This window comes from Jeongeupia sp. USM3 (assembly GCF_001808185.1).
Classification (GTDB): Bacteria; Pseudomonadota; Gammaproteobacteria; order Burkholderiales; family Chitinibacteraceae; genus Jeongeupia.
Window position 1 is genome coordinate 2,575,008 of record NZ_CP017668.1, and the last position, 15,900, is coordinate 2,590,907.

Consider the following 15,900-nt stretch of genomic DNA (forward strand, 5'->3'; position numbering starts at 1 on the left):
ATGGACTTGATGTCCATTCCGGCGCCTGCGCTTCGGGCGAGCACAATCTGCTTTGGCTCGCTCGCCGACTGAACCACTCAGCTGCATTGATCACGGGCCACTTTGTGGCCCGTTCGTTTTTTGGGAGTTTGGGATGACGATCAACTGGCGCTGGTACCGTTTCGACGAGTTCGACGTTGCAACGCTGTACGCCTACCTGAAGCTGCGCGTCGACGTCTTCGTCGTCGAGCAGACCTGTCCGTACCCGGAGCTCGACGACTTCGACCAGACGGCGCTGCACCTGCTCGGCACCGATGAGGCCGGGTCGATCGTCGCCTGCCTGCGGCTGCTGCCGCCCGGGGCCAAGTACGCCGAGCCGTCGATCGGCCGCGTCATCGTCACGCCGGCCGCGCGCGGCACCGGTGCCGGTCATCAACTGGTCGCCGAGGCACTGGCGCACTCGACGGCGCTGTATCCGGGCGCCGGCAACCGGATCGGCGCGCAGGAAAGGCTGCAGCGCTTCTACGCAGTGCACGGCTTCGAGCCGGTCGGCGAGCCCTATCTCGAGGACGACATCCTGCACATCGACATGGTGCGCGCGCCGGCAGGCCACTGAGCGCGGGCACCGCACCCTGCTGACCGTACCGTACCGTACCGTCGCGAGCGGCGGGCGCCCCTGCGGGACGTTTCGTGCGCCTTGCCGGCACCGTTTCAACGGGTTTGGCTGGCCGCGCTAGGCATCGTCGCGCCGGTCGTGCTGGCGGCGGTCGTTCTCGGCGCTGGCATCGTCCTCGCGCCAGCGTTGCAGCCGCCGTTCGGCCAGCCGCTCCAGGCCGCCGCCGAAATTGATCACCACGAGCGCGAGCAGCAGCACGCCGAGCGCCAGCCCGCCCATGCCGGCGCCGCACGCCATGCCGAGGATCGCGGTGACCCAGATCGACGCGGCGGTCGTCAGTCCCTGGATGCGGGACTGGTGCTGCAGGATCACCCCGGCGCCAAGAAAGCCGATGCCGGTGATCAGCCCCTGGGCGACGCGCGAATACGCCTGCGCATCGCCGCCGGGCAGCCGGAACACCAGCAGCACCGCCAGCGCCGAGCCGAGCGACACCAGCGCGTGCGTGCGCAAGCCGGCCGGCTTGCGGTGCAGGAAGCGGTTGATGCCGATCAGCCCGCCGACCAGCACTGCCATGCACAGCCTGCCGAGCAGTTCGTATTCCAGCGTCCAGTCCATGTGACGGCTACCCTGATGAAGGCCGGCGTCGCCGTTCGTCCTCGGGTCGGCACCGTAGCGGCTTCCCCTGATGGGCGGCGGCAGCGGAATCGCCGACATTGAAGGTCTCAATACATGCTACGCCGAAACGGCGAATCGGCGAGGGTGCGGAATGAAGGTGATCGTGGTCGGGGCGGGCGTGATCGGCGTAAGCAGCGCGCACTACCTGAATGCAGCCGGCTGCACGGTGACGCTGCTCGACACGCTGCCCGGGCCGGCGCTCGGCACCAGCTTCGCCAACGCCGGCCAGGTGTCGCCCGGCTACGCCGCGCCGTGGGCGGCGCCGGGCGTTCCGCTCAAGGCGCTGCGCTGGCTGCTGGTCCACGATGCGCCGCTGAAGATCCGCCCCGACGGCTCGTGGTTCCAGCTCGTCTGGCTGGCGCGGATGCTGGCCAACTGCAGCCATGCCGCGTACGAGCGCAACAAGGCCCGCATGGTGCCGCTGGCCGAATACAGCCGCGACTGCCTGCGCAGCCTGCGCACCGAACTCGAGCTGCATTACGACGAGCGCAGCCTCGGCACCCTGCAGCTGCTGCGCGATCCGGCCCAGCTCGCCGCGGCGCGGCGCGATGCGGCGATCCTCGAGCGCATTGGCGTGCCGCACCAGTTGCTCGACGTTGCCGGCGTGCTCGAACACGAGCCGGCGCTGGCGCGCGTCGCCGAGCGCGTCGCCGGCGGCTTGCGGCTGCCGAACGACGAAACCGGCGACTGCCGCCGGTTCACCGAGCGCTTGGCCGAACGCGCTGCCGCGGCCGGCGTGCAGACGCGCTACGGCGCCGATGTCGCAGCGCTGTCGTATCGCGGTGGCCGCGTCGTCGGCGTCAGGCTGGCGAGCGGCGAGGAGATCGAGGCCGACGCCGTCGTGCTCGCCGCCGGCAGCGCCAGCCGCGCGCTGGCGCCGTCGCTGCGCCTGCCGGTCTACCCGGTCAAGGGTTACTCGATCACGCTGCCGCTGAGCAACCCGGATGCCGCACCACGCTCGACGGTGCTCGACGAAACCAACAAGGTGGCGCTGACGCGCTTCGACACGCGCCTGCGCGTCGGCGGCATGGCCGAGGTGGCCGGCTTCGATCTGCGCATCCGGCCCGAGCGGATCGCCGTGCTCAAGCGTGTGACGACCGAGCTGTTCCCGGATGCCGGCGACCTGAGCGAGGTCGAGGCGTGGACCGGCCTGCGGCCGATGACGCCCGACGGCACGCCGCTGGTCGGGGCCTCCGGCGTGCCCGGTCTGTGGCTCAACACCGGTCACGGCACGCTGGGCTGGACGATGGCCTGCGGCTCGGCGCGGCTGCTCGCCGACCTGATGCTCGGCCGGCCCGCGGCCCTGCCGGCCGCAGACTACAGCCCGGCCCGTTACAGCTAGGCCCGTTACAGCCAAGCGGCCAAATCGTAGCGCGTTGTATCCGGAGCCCGGCGGCGCGCTCGGGTAAAATCGGCGGATCACGAATCGAGCTCCCGAGGCTGACATGACCGCTTTCCGCGCCTTTCCCGCCACCCGCATGCGCCGGATGCGCCGCGACGATTTCTCCCGCCGGCTGATGCGCGAATCGGCGCTGACGAGCGCCGACCTGATCCTGCCGGTCTTCGTGCTCGACGGTGAGGGCCGCGAGGAGCAGGTCGCGTCGATGCCTAGGGTAAAGCGCCAGAGCATCGACCTGCTGCTGCAGACCGCAGCCGAAGCGGTGGCGCTCGGCATTCCGGCGCTGGCGCTGTTCCCGGTGATCGACGCCGGCCTCAAGAGCCTCGACGCCGCCGAGGCGTGGAATCCGCACGGCCTGGTGCCGCGCACGGTGCGCGCGCTGAAGGAGGCGTTCCCCGGACTCGGCGTGATCACCGACGTCGCGCTCGACCCGTACACGATCCACGGCCAGGACGGCATCCTCGGCACCGAGGGGCGCGACGAAGGCGATGTGCTCAACGACGTTACCGTCGCCGCGCTGGTGAAGCAGGCGCTGTGCCACGCCGCCGCCGGTGCCGACATGGTCGCACCGAGCGACATGATGGACGGCCGCGTCGGCGCGATCCGCGAAGCGCTCGACGCCGACGGGCAGATCCACACGCGCATCCTTGCCTACTCGGCCAAGTACGCCAGCGCCTTCTACGGCCCGTTCCGCGATGCGGTCGGCTCGAGCGGCAACCTCGGCAAGGCCGACAAGTCGACCTACCAGATGGACCCGGCCAACAGCGACGAAGCGCTGCACGAGATCGCGCTCGACCTGGCCGAAGGCGCCGACATGGTGATGATCAAGCCGGGCATGCCCTACCTCGACATCGTCCGGCGCGTGAAGGACGAATTCAAGGTGCCGACCTTCGTCTATCAGGTCTCGGGCGAGTACGCGATGCTGCAGGCTGCGATCCAGAACGGCTGGCTGGCCGGCGACAAGGTGATCCTCGAATCGCTGCTGGCGTTCAAGCGCGCCGGCGCCGACGCGATCCTGACCTACTATGCGCTCGACGCCGCGCGGCTGCTGCGGGGCGTCTGATCGCTAGTCGAGCAGCTCGCTCGCCTTTTCCGGCGGCAGCGCCGCCAGCGCGCGGTTGGCCTTTTGCCGGCCCGACGAGCCGATCTGCACCCCGAGGAAGGCGCCGACGATCGTGCCGATCAGGCTGGTGAACACGCCGACCAGCGCGACGACATCGCTCGGCTTCCAGGTGGTGCGGGCCAGGAAGGCGGCGAGGATCGCGGTGATCAGCAGGCCGACGAAGGCGAAGACCAGGGCAGAGCCGAACTTCAGTTCGTCGGTGGTATTGGATCCAGCACGCATCTGCATTCCTCCATCCGCCAGAGCCCGTTCTCAAGGCCCCGTCGGCATTCGGGGCGCTACTGGACGATCACCGACAGCGTCGTGTGCGCCGGGACGACGAAGCGCTCGTTGAAACTCACCGGCAGGTTGAGGCGCACGAAGGGGAAGTGGCCGTAGCCGTAGAGCGTGGCCGGCAGCGCCGTCGGCAGCCTTCGCTTGCCGACATAGTCCGGCCCGCTGATCGCGACCAGCGAGAAACCCGCCTCGCTGCGCGCCGGGTAGCCGAAGCCGGCCGGCGATGCGGCGGCTGGCAGCAGGGCGATGCCGGTGCCCCAGCGCTGGAATGCGACATTCATCCCGGCGCCGCCGGACTGGCGGATCGCGTCGTCGAGCACGGCGACCGAGTCGGTCGATGCCTTGTCGCGCAACAGCGTTTTGTAGAAGCCGACGCCGTGCTGGCGCAGCAGGAAAGCGCCGAAGCTGCCCGAGATGTCGTAACCGAAGCAGCTTGTCGTCGTTTGCCAGACGGTCAGCGGGCAGTTGTACTCGGCGCCCGCCAGCCACGCCGGGAAGCGGTCGTCGCGGACGCTGTTGTAGCCCGGCGTGACCTGGGTCGAGACGAGGTCTTCCATCATGATCGCGGTCATTTCCTCCAGCCAGGTCGCGTAGGCAAAGCCGCTGCCGATCTGCACCGCGCGCTGGTAGAAATTGATCATGTGCGTCAGCTCGTGTGCCAGCGTGCTCTTGGCGAACGTCAGGCCCCGGCTGCCGTCGAGGTAGAGCGTTTCCGAGTCGGTGAAGATCGCCAGCGCCTCGTTGCTGCTGGCGTTGCTGGCGCGCACGAAGTTGTTGCCGCTGTAGAAGTAGGCGACGACGCCGTAGGCCCGGCCGTTGGCGTTCTGGTTGACGACGACGAGGTCGATCGCCTGGTCGGGGCCGATCAGCGATGCGGCCGACGCGGCCGGCACCGTGCCCCACGGTTCGCCGGCGACGCCGGTGACCAGCGGGTAGATCGCGCCGTTGCCGCTGGCGAAGGTGGTGGCCAGCGTGTCGATGATCGCGTCGCTGACCTTGTCGGGCCCGTACTCGCTGGTCTCGACCCAGACGTTGACCTGACGGCCGCCGGTGGCCGACAGCTGGCGCCGCAGGGTCGTGGCGCGCTGGCTGGTGCCGCCGTTGTCGTCCTGGTTGATCCAGCTGCGGGTGGCGCCGACGGTGAACTCGTTGGTTCGGCTCGCCAGCACGCCCGGCGCCGAACTCGCCTGGCCGAGCAGCCGGGCAAAACCGCCGGCGTTGAAGGCTTCGACCTGTGGCGGCGTGCGGTGCTCGCGCGCCGGCGGCCCGGCTTCGCGGCTGCCGTTCTGCAGCGTGGCGTTGTTCAGCGTGACCGCCGGCAGCGCGATGTCGCTGGTCGACTCGTTGCTGTAGACCAGCGTCGCGGTCTTGCCGCTGACATTGTCGATGCGGACCTGGACTTCGGCCGGACCGCTGCCGACGTTGCGGTAGCGCCAAGCGCCGACGCCGCTGCCGGTGTAGCGGTTGGCGTTGTCGGCACCGCAGAAGGCGCCGGCGCAGTCGACCGAGAACGGCTCCTGCGGGAGCGGCGTCGGTGTCGGCGCCGGTGTGGTGCCGCCGCCGCCGATGAATTCGGTGCTGCCGCCGCCGCCGCAGCCGGCAAGGAGGACGGCGGCGAGGGCGGCGGGCACGAAGTGGCGCAGGAGCGGGGTCATGGCGGCGTCGACTGGGGTGGAGGCTTTCAATGTAGAAGGGAAAGAGCGAGCGCGTTCAGCTTCCGTGCACCGGTCCGTTCGGCGGCGCGGCAACGGCGCAGCCGCGCCCGCCGGCCTTGGCCGCGTAGAGCGCGTGATCGGCGCGCGGGTAGGCGATCTGCAGCGTTTCGTACGGCAACAGCGGCGTGTAGCCGATGCTGACCGACACCGGCGTGCCGTCGGGTTTGCGCACGTGGGCGACGACCGCATCGGTCAGTCGCCGGCTGATGACGCCGGCGGTGTCGGCCGAGCAGTCGTGCAGCAGCAGCACGAATTCGTCGCCGCCGAGCCGCGCGTACAGGTCGCCGTTGCGGCCGATGTGGCGCAGCACGCCGGCCAGCGCAACGAGCACGCGGTCGCCGGCCTGGTGGCCGAAGCGGTCGTTGATCGCCTTGAAGTGGTCGACGTCGATCAGCAGCAGTGTCTGCGGCAGGTGCTGGCGCCGTGCCTGCGCCTGCATCACCGGCAGCGTGTCCTCGAAGTAGCGCCGGCTGCCGAGGCCGGTCAGCACGTCCTCGTTGGCGCGGCGCAGCAGCTCGGCCTGCGCGTCGCGCAGTTCGGCCTCGATGCGTGCATGGGTGAAGCAGAGCAGGCTCATGTCGCGGCCGATCATGACCATCGCCGCGGCCAGCATCGTGCCGTTGAGCCACGGGTCGCGGGTGAAGAAATCGAGCGATTCGAGCTGCATGCTGCGGACGCCGCGCACCGCGTGCAGCAGCGTGAACAGCCCGTGCAGCAGTGCGATCACCTGCAGCGATAGCGACTGGCGCAGCAGCGGCACGGTGAACAGGAAAACGACGATGCGCAGGTTCAGCCAGACCATGCCGGCCGCGTTGCAGGCGCTGCGTACCTGCAGCGTCGAGTCGGCCAGCAGCGCGGTCAGCCAGATCAGGTAGACCGCGGCCCAGTTCAGCAGCATTGCCCGTCGTGCGGCGGCATCGTCGCGGTCGAGCGCCCGGCGCAGCGCCCACTCGACCAGAACCGGCGCCGCCAGGATGCCGGCGTTGCCGAGCATCGCCGTCGGCATCATGGGCAGCCACTGGCGGGCGATCAGCAACAGCAGCGACGCACCGAGGACGAGGTCCGACAGCGCCCAGATGCCGAAGCCGGCCTGGACGCGCCGGGTCCGCCACATCAGCAGCATGAAGGTGCCGAGCGTCAGGTAGATGGCGATCGACAGCAGCAGCAGGCTGCGGCTGTCGCTGATCAGGCTCGTGTCCATGCGGCAGGCTTGTCGGCGGGATGCTTCAGCCTAGCCGAAGCTTACGCCGTCTGCTGCCTGTAAGACATCGACTGACGGATTCAGTGCAGTTTCAGCGTCGGCCGCGCGGCCTTCTTCAGCTTGTCGCCCGCCCACAGCAGCATCGCCATCGGCCAGCCGTGGATCGCCGCCTGGTGCATCCGGTACAGCGAGACATACATCATCTTGGCGCTGCGGCCTTCGACGTGATAATCGCGCTTCGGGCCGACGATGGCGGCAAGGCTGCCGACGGCGCGGTACTTGCCCAGCGACACCAGCATGCCTTGCGGCTTGAACACGAAGGGCTCGGGCGTCTCGCCGCGATCGAGCGCAACCAGCGCGTCGGCAAGCCACTCGGCCTCCTGCCTGGCCGCCTGCGCGGTGGCCGACAGCGTGCGTCCGCTGTCGCCGTCGGGCACGGCCGCGCAGTCGCCGATCACGCGGATCGCCGCGTCGTCGACGCAGCGCAGGTCCTTGTCGGTGGCGATCTGGTTGGCACGGTTGGTCGTCAGCCCCAGCGTCGCCAGCCAGTCCGGCGCTTTGACCCCGGCGGCCCAGATGCGCAGCACCGCGTCGATGCGCCGGCCGTCGGCAAGCGCGAAGCCGCGGGCGTCGGCCGAGGCGACCCGCACGCCGGTGACGACGTCGATATGCCGCTTGGCCAGTTCCGCGGTCGCGTACGAACTCATGGTTTCGGGCGCGCCGGCGAGGATGCGCGGTGCGCCTTCGATGATGTAGATCTGCAGCTGTTCGGGGCGGAACTGCGCGCCGTAGGCGTGCAGCTCGGTCACCGTATGGTGGATTTCGGCCGCCAGCTCGACCCCGGTCGCGCCGCCGCCGACGATGCCGATGCGCAGCTCGCTGGCCGGATCGTCGCCGCTGGTGACCGAGAACGCTTCGGACAGGATGCGTTTCCTGAGCCGCTCGGCGTCGTCCTGGGAGTTGAGGAACAGGCAGTGCTCGGCGACGCCGGGCGTGCCGAAGTCGTTCGGCACCGCGCCGACCGCGAGCACCAAGGTGTCGTAGGCGAGTTCGCGCGCGGCGGCGATCTGGTGGCCGTACTCGTCGGTGACCGGTGAAATCCGGATCACCTTGCGTTCGCGGTCGAGCCCGTCCATCCAGCCGTACTCGAACTCGTAGCCGTGGTGGTGGGCGTGGGCGAAGTAGTTGACCTCGTCCTCGCCGGTGTTCAGCGCGCCGGTCGCGACCTCGTGCAGCAGCGGTTTCCAGATGTGCGTCGGCGATCCGTCGACGAGGATGATCCGGGCGCGCCTGCTGCGGCCAAGCCGCTTGCCGAGCCGGGTGGCCAGCTCCAGTCCGCCGGCACCCCCGCCGACGATGACGATGCGCTGCTGGTTCTTGTCGCTCATATGCACGCTCTCCGGAAGGACGGGCCGCCATCGCTGGCTGCCGCGAATGGGAATGGCTTCATCGTAACGGCGCAGGCGTTTGTAGGCCATGCGGCGCTCGCTTCATGCCCGGTGAATAGTGCCGGAAGCGGGCGCGGGATCTGCCCCAGTGGGCGAGCGAGCCAAAGCAGTTTTACTGCGCCCGAAGCACAGGCGCCGGAATGGACATGGGGTCCGTGAGGACGACCGGGAGAAGCACACCTAGGGGTGTGAGGCGCATCGGACGGCGGAAAAATGCACAGGCGCAGCCGTCCGATGGGCTAGGGCTCAGTCCGGCCGTGCGGCGTAGCGCCTGGCGATGATCGAGCAGACGAAAAGCTGGATCTGGTGATAGAACATGATCGGCAGCACGATCAGTCCCAGCGCCGGGTGGGCGCCGAAGATCAGCTTGGCCATCGGGATGCCGGCGGCGAGGCTTTTCTTCGAGCCGCAGAACACCGCGGCGATCTCGTCCTCGGTGTTGAAGCCGAAACGGCGCGCGGCGAAGCGCGTCGCCTGCAGCGCGACGAAGAGGACGGCACTGACGATGACCGCAACGCCGAGCAGCATGCCGGCGCTGTAGTCCGACCAGATGTGCGCCATCGCCGAATCGCAGAACGAGTTGTAGACGATGGCGACGATCACGCCGCGGTCGACGTAGCTGACCAGCTGGCGGTGCCTGAGCAGCACGTCCTTGAGCCACGGCCGGGCCAGCTGGCCGAGCACGAAGGGCAGGAAGAGCTGGATCGCGATCGCGCGCAACTGCGCGAGCAAGGAGAGGCCCTCGCCGCTGTGGCTGAACAGCAGGCCGACGAGCAGCGGCGTGACCAGCATCCCCAGCAGGCTGGACAGCGTGGCGTTGAACACCGCGCCGGCGACATTGCCGCGGGCCATCGACGTCATCGCCACCGACGACGACACCGTCGATGGCAGTGCGCACAGGTAGAACACGCCGAGCAGCAGCGCCGCCGGCAGCCAGTGGCCGAGGCCGAAATACAGCGCCGTGCCGATCAGCGGAAAGATCACGAAGGTGCTGGTCGTCACCAGCAGGTGCAGCCGCCAGTTGGCGGCGCCGGCCCGGAGCCGCTCGGGTGCGAGCGAGGCGCCGTTGAGGAAGAACACCACGCTGATGCCGACCGCGGTGATCCAGTCCATGTGCAGTACGCCGCCGCTGGCGCCGAGCGACGGCGCTAGGTTGGCGAGCACGATGGCGATCAGCAGCGACAGCAGGAAGCCGTCGACGAATTTGCGCAGGCTGGACATCGGCTTTCCTTCGGGTACGTGATGCATTGAACGCTCGGCCGGCCATTGTGGCTGACTGCCCCGACCTTGTCACAGGTGTGATAATTGCCGATGCAAGTGCCGGAGCCGTCGGCGAAGCCTTGCCTTGCATCATTGACCGCGCTGCACCTCGCGCCGGACAATCGAAGCCTGACTCGGGGCGCCGCCTGCATTGCAGCCGGCTGAGACGAACCCGTACCACCTGATCCGGATCATGCCGGCGTAGGGAAGTCGTCCGGCTTCCCCCCGTCCGGCCGGGAGCCCCCAATGCCAAGCAAAACGCCTAGCAAATCCCCAACGCCGCGCAAGTCATCCGCCAAGACCACCCCGTCGTCCGCCGGTACGGTCACGCCGGTTCCGCTGTCGCTGGTCGGCAGCGAACTCGCCCGCCTGCGCGCTACCGCGCCGCTGACGCACTGCCTGACCAATGAAGTGGTGCAGGGCATCACCGCCAACGTGCTGCTCGCGCTCGGCGCCAGCCCGGCGATGATCGTCGCCGAGGAAGAAGTCACTGCCTTTGCCGGGATCGCCGGTGCGGTGCTGATCAACGTCGGCACGCTGTATCCGGAACGCTTTGCCGCGATGCGCCGCGCCGCGCAGGCCGCGCAACAGGCCGGCACGCCGTGGGTGCTCGACCCGGTTGCCGTCGGCGTGCTCGACTACCGCACCGGCGCCGCGCGCGAGCTGCTGGCGTTTGCGCCGGCGGCGATTCGCGGCAATGCGTCGGAAATCCTCGCGCTGGCCGGTTTCACCGGCGGCGGCAAGGGCGTCGACAGCACCGCCAGTGCCGACGCCGCGCGCGAGGCCGCCGAACAGCTGGCGCGCGACACCGGCGCCATCGTCGCCGTCACCGGCGAGACCGACTACATCACCGACGGCGAAAAAACCTGGGCGGTACCGTGGGGCGATGCGCTGATGACCCGCGTCGTCGGCACCGGCTGCGCGCTGTCGGCCGTCGTCGCTGCGTTCTGCGCCGGCGCGAGCAACCGGCTCGACGCCGTGGCCGCCGCGTGTGCGGTGATGGCGATCTGCGGCGAGGTCGCCACCGGCGAATCGCACGGCCCGGGCTCGTTCACGCCGGCCTTCCTCGATGCGCTGTACCTGATCCAGCCCGGGCAACTGGCGGGGACCGTCAACGCATGAACGCGATCAATAAGCGGATCGACCTGGGGCTCTATCTCGTGCTCGACCCCGGGCTGTGCGGCGGCCTCGACGGCATGGTCGCGACGGCGCGGACCGCGGCCGCGAACGGCGCGACCGTGGTGCAGCTGCGTGCGCCGCAGTGGAAGAAGCGTCAGTGGTTCGATGCCGCGCTCGCGCTGAAGGCCGCGCTGGCCGGCACCGGCGTGCCGCTGATCATCAACGACCATGTCGACATCGTGCTCGCCGTCGACGCCGACGGCGTCCATGTCGGCCAGTCCGACCTGCCGGTGGCCGAGGTTCGCCGCCTGGTCGGCCCGGACAAAACCGTCGGGCTGTCGACCAGCAATGCCGCGCAGCTGGCGGCGGTGCCGCTGGGCCTGATCGATTACATCGGCGTCGGCCCGGTCTACCCGACCGGCACCAAATCGGATGCGTCGCCGGTGATCGCGCCGGCCGACTTTGCCGCGATGATGGCCGCGAAGCGCTGCCCGGCGGTCGCGATCGGCGGCATCGCGCTCGGCAAGGCCGCGCCGCTGATCCGCGCCGGTGCCGACGGCGTCGCCGTGGTGTCGGCGATCTGCGGCCAGCCCGATGTGGCCAAGGCCACGCGGGCGCTGTTCAACGAAATCACGGAGGCCCGCGCATGAGCCAGGTCCACGCATTGACGATCGCCGGCTCGGATTCGGGCGGCGGCGCCGGCATCCAGGCCGACCTGAAAACCTTCTCGGCGCTCGGCGCCTACGGCATGAGCGTGCTGACCGCGCTGACCGCGCAAAGCACCCAGGGCGTATTCGCCGTGCACCCGGTGCCGCCGGATTTCGTCGCCGCGCAGCTCGACGCGGTGCTCGCCGACATCCGCGTCGATGCCGCCAAGCTCGGCATGCTCGCCAATGCCGACATCGTTCACGCCGTCGCCGACGGCCTGCGCCGCCACGCCATTCCCCACGTCGTGCTCGACACGGTGATGATCGCCAAGGGCGGCCACCCGCTGCTGGCGCTCGATGCGGTCGAGGCGATCCGCACGCAGCTGCTGCCGCTGGCCTCGCTGATCACGCCGAACCTGCCCGAAGCCGCCGCGCTGCTCGACTGCGACGTGGCAACGGACGAAGCCGAGATGCGCCGGCAGGGGCGGGCGTTGTGCGAGGCCGGTGCCCGCGCGGTGCTGATGAAGGGCGGCCACCTCGACGGCGACCTCTGCCCGGACTGGCTGATCACCCCGGACGGCGAACACCGCTTTGCCGATCCGCGCATCCGGACGAAAAACACCCACGGCACCGGCTGCACGCTGTCGGCGGCACTGGCCGCGCTGCGGCCGCGCAACAATGACTGGACCACGACGGTTGCCGCCGCCCGTGCCTATTTGCGCGCCGCGATCGGCGAGGCGGACGCCTTGCAGATCGGCAAGGGCATCGGCCCGGTGCATCATTTCCATGCGTGGTGGTAGCCGCACTTGGCCGCTCGTGCGGCCACGCGGTCTGCGCTGACGCTGCGGCGGGCCTCCGCCGCAGCCCCGGCCGGCATGCCGCACCGGGCTGCTGCGCTGTCGTTTCCGCGTAGCAGCTCCGGTCGCGCTGTATGCAAGCCCCGGTATCGGTGGTTCAATGCGGGCTTCATATACCCCGCCTGGTATCGGAATGAATGCCGTCATCCGCGAACTGAATACGCTGGCCGAAATCGAGCCGTTCTTTCCCATGCTCGGCCACGCCGAATACAGCGCCCTTGATCTGCAGAACCCGTCGCATCGGGGCTGGCTGCGGCAGAAGATCGACCGGCTCTTGTACTGTGGTGCCCGGTACTTCGCCATCCAGACCGGGAGCAACCCGTGCTGCGGCATTGCCTGCGTACTGATCGACGAGCGTCCGATCGAGCTGGGCGGCCACTGGCAAAGCGCCGAGCTGATGCAGATGGCCGTTGCGGACGGCCTGAGAAAGCAGGGGTACGGCTCCCGGCTGCTCCAGCATGTTTGCGCGGAGCTGAAAACGCATCGGGTATACAGCCTGAACCTGCATACCTATCCGGCCGATTTCGACGTGATCGCGTTTTACGGCAAGAACGGCTTCATGCCCTGCGGGCTGGTGCCCGACCACTACGGTCCGGAGCTGGAAGGCAAGCTGTATCTGCGCAAGGTCCTGTAGCACCGATCGTCGGTCCGGATGGTGTTCCCGCAGGGGATGGGCCGGCGCAGCGGCGGTGAGCCGGAAAGGCATGCTCATGACCTGCGTCATCCACCGGGGGAAACGGCGATCGTCCCGGGTCGATCGGCCACGGCCGTGCCCGGCCGGACGGAGCGTTGCGGGCCGGGTGACGGCGGGCGACCCGGAGCCACGCTATGCCGGCGCGCGGTTGGCGATTTCCAGCAGGTTGGCGTCCGGGTCGCGGATGTAGACCGAGACGATGGGGCCGGTCGCGCCGGTGCGCGACACCGGGCCCTCGAGCACGGCAATGCCGCAGGCGTGCAGGTGCGCGATGACCTGATCGAGCGGCGTGGCGGTCAGGAAGCACAGGTCGGCCGAGCCCGGCGCCGGCGCGCCGGCCTTGGGTTCGAACTCGCGGCCGTGCTGGTGCAGGTTGATTTTCTGCTGGCCGAACTTCAGCGCCTTGCGGCCGGCGCCGAAGCCGACGACGTCCATGCCGAGCACGCGGGCATAGAAATCGCAGCTGGCGTCGATGTCCCTGACGGTCAGGACGAGATGGTCGAGCGATTCGAGCAGCATGGTGCAGCTCCTGGAAGCCGGTGCGGCTGCACCGGACTTCCAGTCTAGGACCCCGCGGCTCAGAGCACGAAGCGCGCCAGATCCTCGTTGCCGGCGACTTCGCCGAGCTTGGCCTCGACCGCGGCGGCGTCCATCACCACCTTGCCGGTTTTGGCGTCGAAGGAGATTTCCTCGAGCAGCTTTTCCATCACCGTATAAAGGCGGCGGGCGCCGATGTTCTCGGTGCGCTCGTTCACCTGCCAGGCGATCTCCGACAGGCGCCGCACGCCGTCGTCGGTGAAGGTCACCTCGACGCCTTCGGTCGCCAGCAGCGCCTGGTACTGCTTGGTCAGGCAGGCGTCGGTTTCGGTGAGGATGCGGCTGAAGTCGTCGACCGACAGCGAGGTCAGTTCGACGCGGATCGGAAAGCGCCCCTGCAGCTCGGGGATCAGGTCGGACGGCTTGGTCAGCGCGAATGCGCCCGAGGCGACGAAGAGGATGTGGTCGGTGTTGACCATGCCGTACTTGGTGCTCACCGTCGTGCCTTCGACCAGCGGCAGCAGGTCGCGCTGCACGCCCTGGCGGCTGACTTCGCCGCCGCCGGTCTCGGCGCGGCTGGTGACCTTGTCGATTTCGTCGATGAACACGATGCCGTTCTGCTCGACGGCCTTGAGCGCCTCGGCCTTGATGTCGTCGTCGTTGACGAGCTTGGCGGCCTCCTCGTCGGTGATCAGCTTCATCGCGTCGATCACCTTGAGTTTCTGCGGCTTCTTCTTGTCGCCGAACGCGCCCTTGAACATCTGCGACAGCTGGCCGGAGAGGTCGTCCATGCCCGGCATGCCCGGGGCGAACACGTTCATCTCGGGCACCGTCTGGGCGACGTCGATCTCGATCTCCTTGTCGTCGAACTTGCCCTCGCGCAGCATCTTGCGGAATTTCTGCCGCGTCTCCTTGCCCTGCGTGTCGTCGCTGGCGCTGGCGTAGCCGGTCTTGGCCGGCGGCGGCAGCAGCACGTCGAGGATGCGCTCCTCGGCGTTGTCCTCGGCGCGGACGCGGTTGCGCTTAATCGCGGTGTCGCGCACCTGCTTGAAGGCGATCTCCATCAGGTCGCGGATGATGCTGTCGACGTCCTTGCCGACGTAGCCGACCTCGGTGAACTTGGTCGCCTCGACCTTGATGAACGGCGCGTCGGCGAGCTTGGCGAGCCGGCGGGCGATTTCGGTCTTGCCGACGCCGGTCGGGCCGATCATCAGGATGTTCTTCGGCGTGATCTCGTGCCGCAGCGGCTCGGCCACCTGCTGGCGGCGCCAGCGGTTGCGCATCGCGATCGCCACGGCCTTCTTGGCGGCGGCCTGGCCGACGATGTGCTTGTCGAGTTCGTGGACGATTTCGTGCGGGGTCATCTGGCTCATGGCGCAATCCTGACGGAACAATGATGTGCAAATGGGGCTGTGACGGCATATTTAAAGCCGCGCTGTGACGTGTGGATTACCACGGCGCCCGGTACGCTGTTGAAAATGAAATCATTCGACTCGCGCCTGATCGTTTCGCTCCTTCTGATGTACATCGTCTGGGGCTCGACCTACCTCGGCATCCGCTACGCGGTCGAGGACCTGCCGCCCCTGATGATGGCTTCGATGCGTTTTGCCACCGCCGGCGGCCTGATGCTGGCGTGGCTGAAGTGGCGCGGCGCGCCGTGGCCGAGCTGGCCGCAGGCGCGTTCGGCGATGATGATCGGCACGATGATGCTCGCCTTCGGCAACGGCGCGGTCTGTGTCGTCGAAACCGAAGTGCCGTCGGGGCTGGCGGCGCTGCTGCTGGCGGTGGCGCCGCTGTTCGCGGTGCTGTTCGACTGGGCCTGGGGCAACCGGCCGCACCGGCTCGAATGGCTCGGTGTCGCGCTCGGCCTGGGCGGCGTGGTGCTGCTGCAGCAGGACACGCATTTCGGCGGCGCACCCTGGGGCTTCGCGCTGCTGCTGGCGGTGGCGCTGGTCTGGTCGTTCGCCGCGGTGTGGCAGCGCCACCTGCCGCTGCCGCCGGGGCCGATGTCGGCCGGCATCCAGATGCTGACCGCCGGCTGCGTGCTCGCGGTGGTGTCGCAGCTGCGCGGCGAGGCCATGCCCGATCACGTCGGCTGGCAGAGCTGGACGGCGCTCGCTTACCTGACCGTGTTCGGCTCGCTGGTCGCGTTCAACGCCTTCGTCTACGTGCTGACGCACGCCAAGCCGGTGCTGGCGTCGAGCTATGCCTATGTCAATCCGCCGGTCGCCGTGCTGCTCGGCTGGCTGATCGCCGGCGAACTCGTCTCCAGTGTCATGCTGGTCGGCATGGGGGTGGTGCTGGCGGGCGTGGTATTGCTGATGCTGGCCAGCCGCAAACACTGATGTTGCAGT

The 15,900-nt window shown here is 68.9% G+C and carries 16 protein-coding genes and 1 riboswitch; of the genes, 8 read left to right on the top strand and 8 right to left on the bottom strand.

Annotated elements, in window-relative coordinates:
- Nucleotides 1–133: 133 nt before the first annotated feature.
- Nucleotides 134–595 carry a GNAT family N-acetyltransferase gene (locus tag BJP62_RS12170; RefSeq protein WP_070529944.1) on the top strand — a complete coding sequence of 154 codons (462 nt, stop codon included), beginning with the start codon at nucleotides 134–136 and terminating at the stop codon, nucleotides 593–595.
- A 117-nt stretch (nucleotides 596–712) separates the two neighbouring features.
- On the opposite strand, the gene BJP62_RS12175 is transcribed toward BJP62_RS12170, so the two are convergent.
- Nucleotides 713–1,309 carry an MgtC/SapB family protein gene (locus tag BJP62_RS12175; protein ID WP_205700893.1) on the bottom strand — a complete coding sequence of 199 codons (597 nt, stop codon included), beginning with the start codon at nucleotides 1,307–1,309 and terminating at the stop codon, nucleotides 713–715.
- Nucleotides 1,310–1,361: 52 nt separating this feature from the next.
- Here BJP62_RS12175 and BJP62_RS12180 point away from each other — a divergent pair, with 52 nt between their 5' ends.
- Together BJP62_RS12180 and hemB are read left to right on the top strand one after the other, a co-directional pair.
- The gene (locus tag BJP62_RS12180; RefSeq protein ID WP_070529946.1) at nucleotides 1,362–2,612 is read left to right on the top strand and encodes a D-amino acid dehydrogenase; all 1,251 of its coding nucleotides are present in this window, start codon (nucleotides 1,362–1,364) and stop codon (nucleotides 2,610–2,612) included.
- 103 nt (nucleotides 2,613–2,715) lie between these two features.
- Nucleotides 2,716–3,732 (top strand): porphobilinogen synthase, encoded by a 1,017-nt coding sequence (gene hemB, locus BJP62_RS12185; protein ID WP_070529948.1) that lies wholly within the window; start codon nucleotides 2,716–2,718, stop codon nucleotides 3,730–3,732.
- A 3-nt stretch (nucleotides 3,733–3,735) separates the two neighbouring features.
- Here the strand turns inward: hemB and BJP62_RS12190 are convergent, their stop codons facing one another.
- From BJP62_RS12190 to BJP62_RS12210, 5 genes are all read right to left on the bottom strand, one after another.
- Nucleotides 3,736–4,014: a hypothetical protein gene (locus BJP62_RS12190; protein WP_145927195.1), complete on the bottom strand. Its 279-nt coding sequence runs from the start codon at nucleotides 4,012–4,014 to the stop codon at nucleotides 3,736–3,738.
- Nucleotides 4,015–4,070: 56 nt separating this feature from the next.
- Entirely contained in the window at nucleotides 4,071–5,723 is a 1,653-nt protein-coding gene (locus BJP62_RS12195; protein ID WP_070529951.1) for a hypothetical protein, read from the bottom strand.
- A 55-nt stretch (nucleotides 5,724–5,778) separates the two neighbouring features.
- Complete coding sequence (locus BJP62_RS12200) at nucleotides 5,779–6,984, bottom strand: GGDEF domain-containing protein (RefSeq protein ID WP_070529953.1); 1,206 nt, start codon at nucleotides 6,982–6,984, stop codon at nucleotides 5,779–5,781.
- A gap of 80 nt (nucleotides 6,985–7,064) precedes the next feature.
- A complete protein-coding gene (locus BJP62_RS12205) occupies nucleotides 7,065–8,372 on the bottom strand; it encodes an NAD(P)/FAD-dependent oxidoreductase (RefSeq protein ID WP_070529955.1) in 1,308 nt (435 codons plus the stop codon).
- Between the two features lie 306 nt (nucleotides 8,373–8,678).
- Complete coding sequence (locus BJP62_RS12210) at nucleotides 8,679–9,653, bottom strand: bile acid:sodium symporter family protein (protein ID WP_145927196.1); 975 nt, start codon at nucleotides 9,651–9,653, stop codon at nucleotides 8,679–8,681.
- A 164-nt stretch (nucleotides 9,654–9,817) separates the two neighbouring features.
- A riboswitch (TPP riboswitch) is annotated at nucleotides 9,818–9,917 on the top strand.
- Nucleotides 9,918–9,938: 21 nt separating this feature from the next.
- Here BJP62_RS12210 and thiM point away from each other — a divergent pair.
- The 4 genes from thiM to BJP62_RS12230 all read left to right on the top strand — a co-directional run bounded on the left by thiM (nucleotide 9,939) and on the right by BJP62_RS12230 (nucleotide 12,949).
- A complete protein-coding gene (thiM, locus tag BJP62_RS12215; protein ID WP_083300893.1) occupies nucleotides 9,939–10,814 on the top strand; it encodes a hydroxyethylthiazole kinase in 876 nt (291 codons plus the stop codon).
- Nucleotides 10,811–11,461, top strand: a complete 651-nt coding sequence (gene thiE / locus BJP62_RS12220; RefSeq protein ID WP_070529958.1) for a thiamine phosphate synthase — start codon at nucleotides 10,811–10,813, stop codon at nucleotides 11,459–11,461. The genes thiM and thiE overlap by 4 nt, the downstream gene beginning before the upstream one ends.
- Nucleotides 11,458–12,258 (top strand): bifunctional hydroxymethylpyrimidine kinase/phosphomethylpyrimidine kinase, encoded by an 801-nt coding sequence (gene thiD / locus BJP62_RS12225; RefSeq protein ID WP_070529960.1) that lies wholly within the window; start codon nucleotides 11,458–11,460, stop codon nucleotides 12,256–12,258. Before thiE ends, thiD begins: the two co-directional genes overlap by 4 nt.
- Nucleotides 12,259–12,448: 190 nt before the next feature.
- The gene (locus BJP62_RS12230; RefSeq protein WP_070529962.1) at nucleotides 12,449–12,949 is read left to right on the top strand and encodes an N-acetyltransferase; all 501 of its coding nucleotides are present in this window, start codon (nucleotides 12,449–12,451) and stop codon (nucleotides 12,947–12,949) included.
- Between the two features lie 192 nt (nucleotides 12,950–13,141).
- Here the strand turns inward: BJP62_RS12230 and BJP62_RS12235 are convergent, their stop codons facing one another.
- Nucleotides 13,142–13,528, bottom strand: a complete 387-nt coding sequence (locus tag BJP62_RS12235) for a VOC family protein (protein ID WP_070529964.1) — start codon at nucleotides 13,526–13,528, stop codon at nucleotides 13,142–13,144.
- A gap of 59 nt (nucleotides 13,529–13,587) precedes the next feature.
- Nucleotides 13,588–14,919, bottom strand: a complete 1,332-nt coding sequence (gene hslU / locus BJP62_RS12240; protein WP_070529966.1) for an ATP-dependent protease ATPase subunit HslU — start codon at nucleotides 14,917–14,919, stop codon at nucleotides 13,588–13,590.
- 105 nt (nucleotides 14,920–15,024) lie between these two features.
- On the opposite strand from hslU, the gene yedA reads away from it, so the two are divergent.
- Entirely contained in the window at nucleotides 15,025–15,891 is an 867-nt protein-coding gene (gene yedA / locus BJP62_RS12245; RefSeq protein ID WP_070529967.1) for a drug/metabolite exporter YedA, read from the top strand.
- The last annotated feature ends 9 nt before the right edge of the window (nucleotides 15,892–15,900 follow it).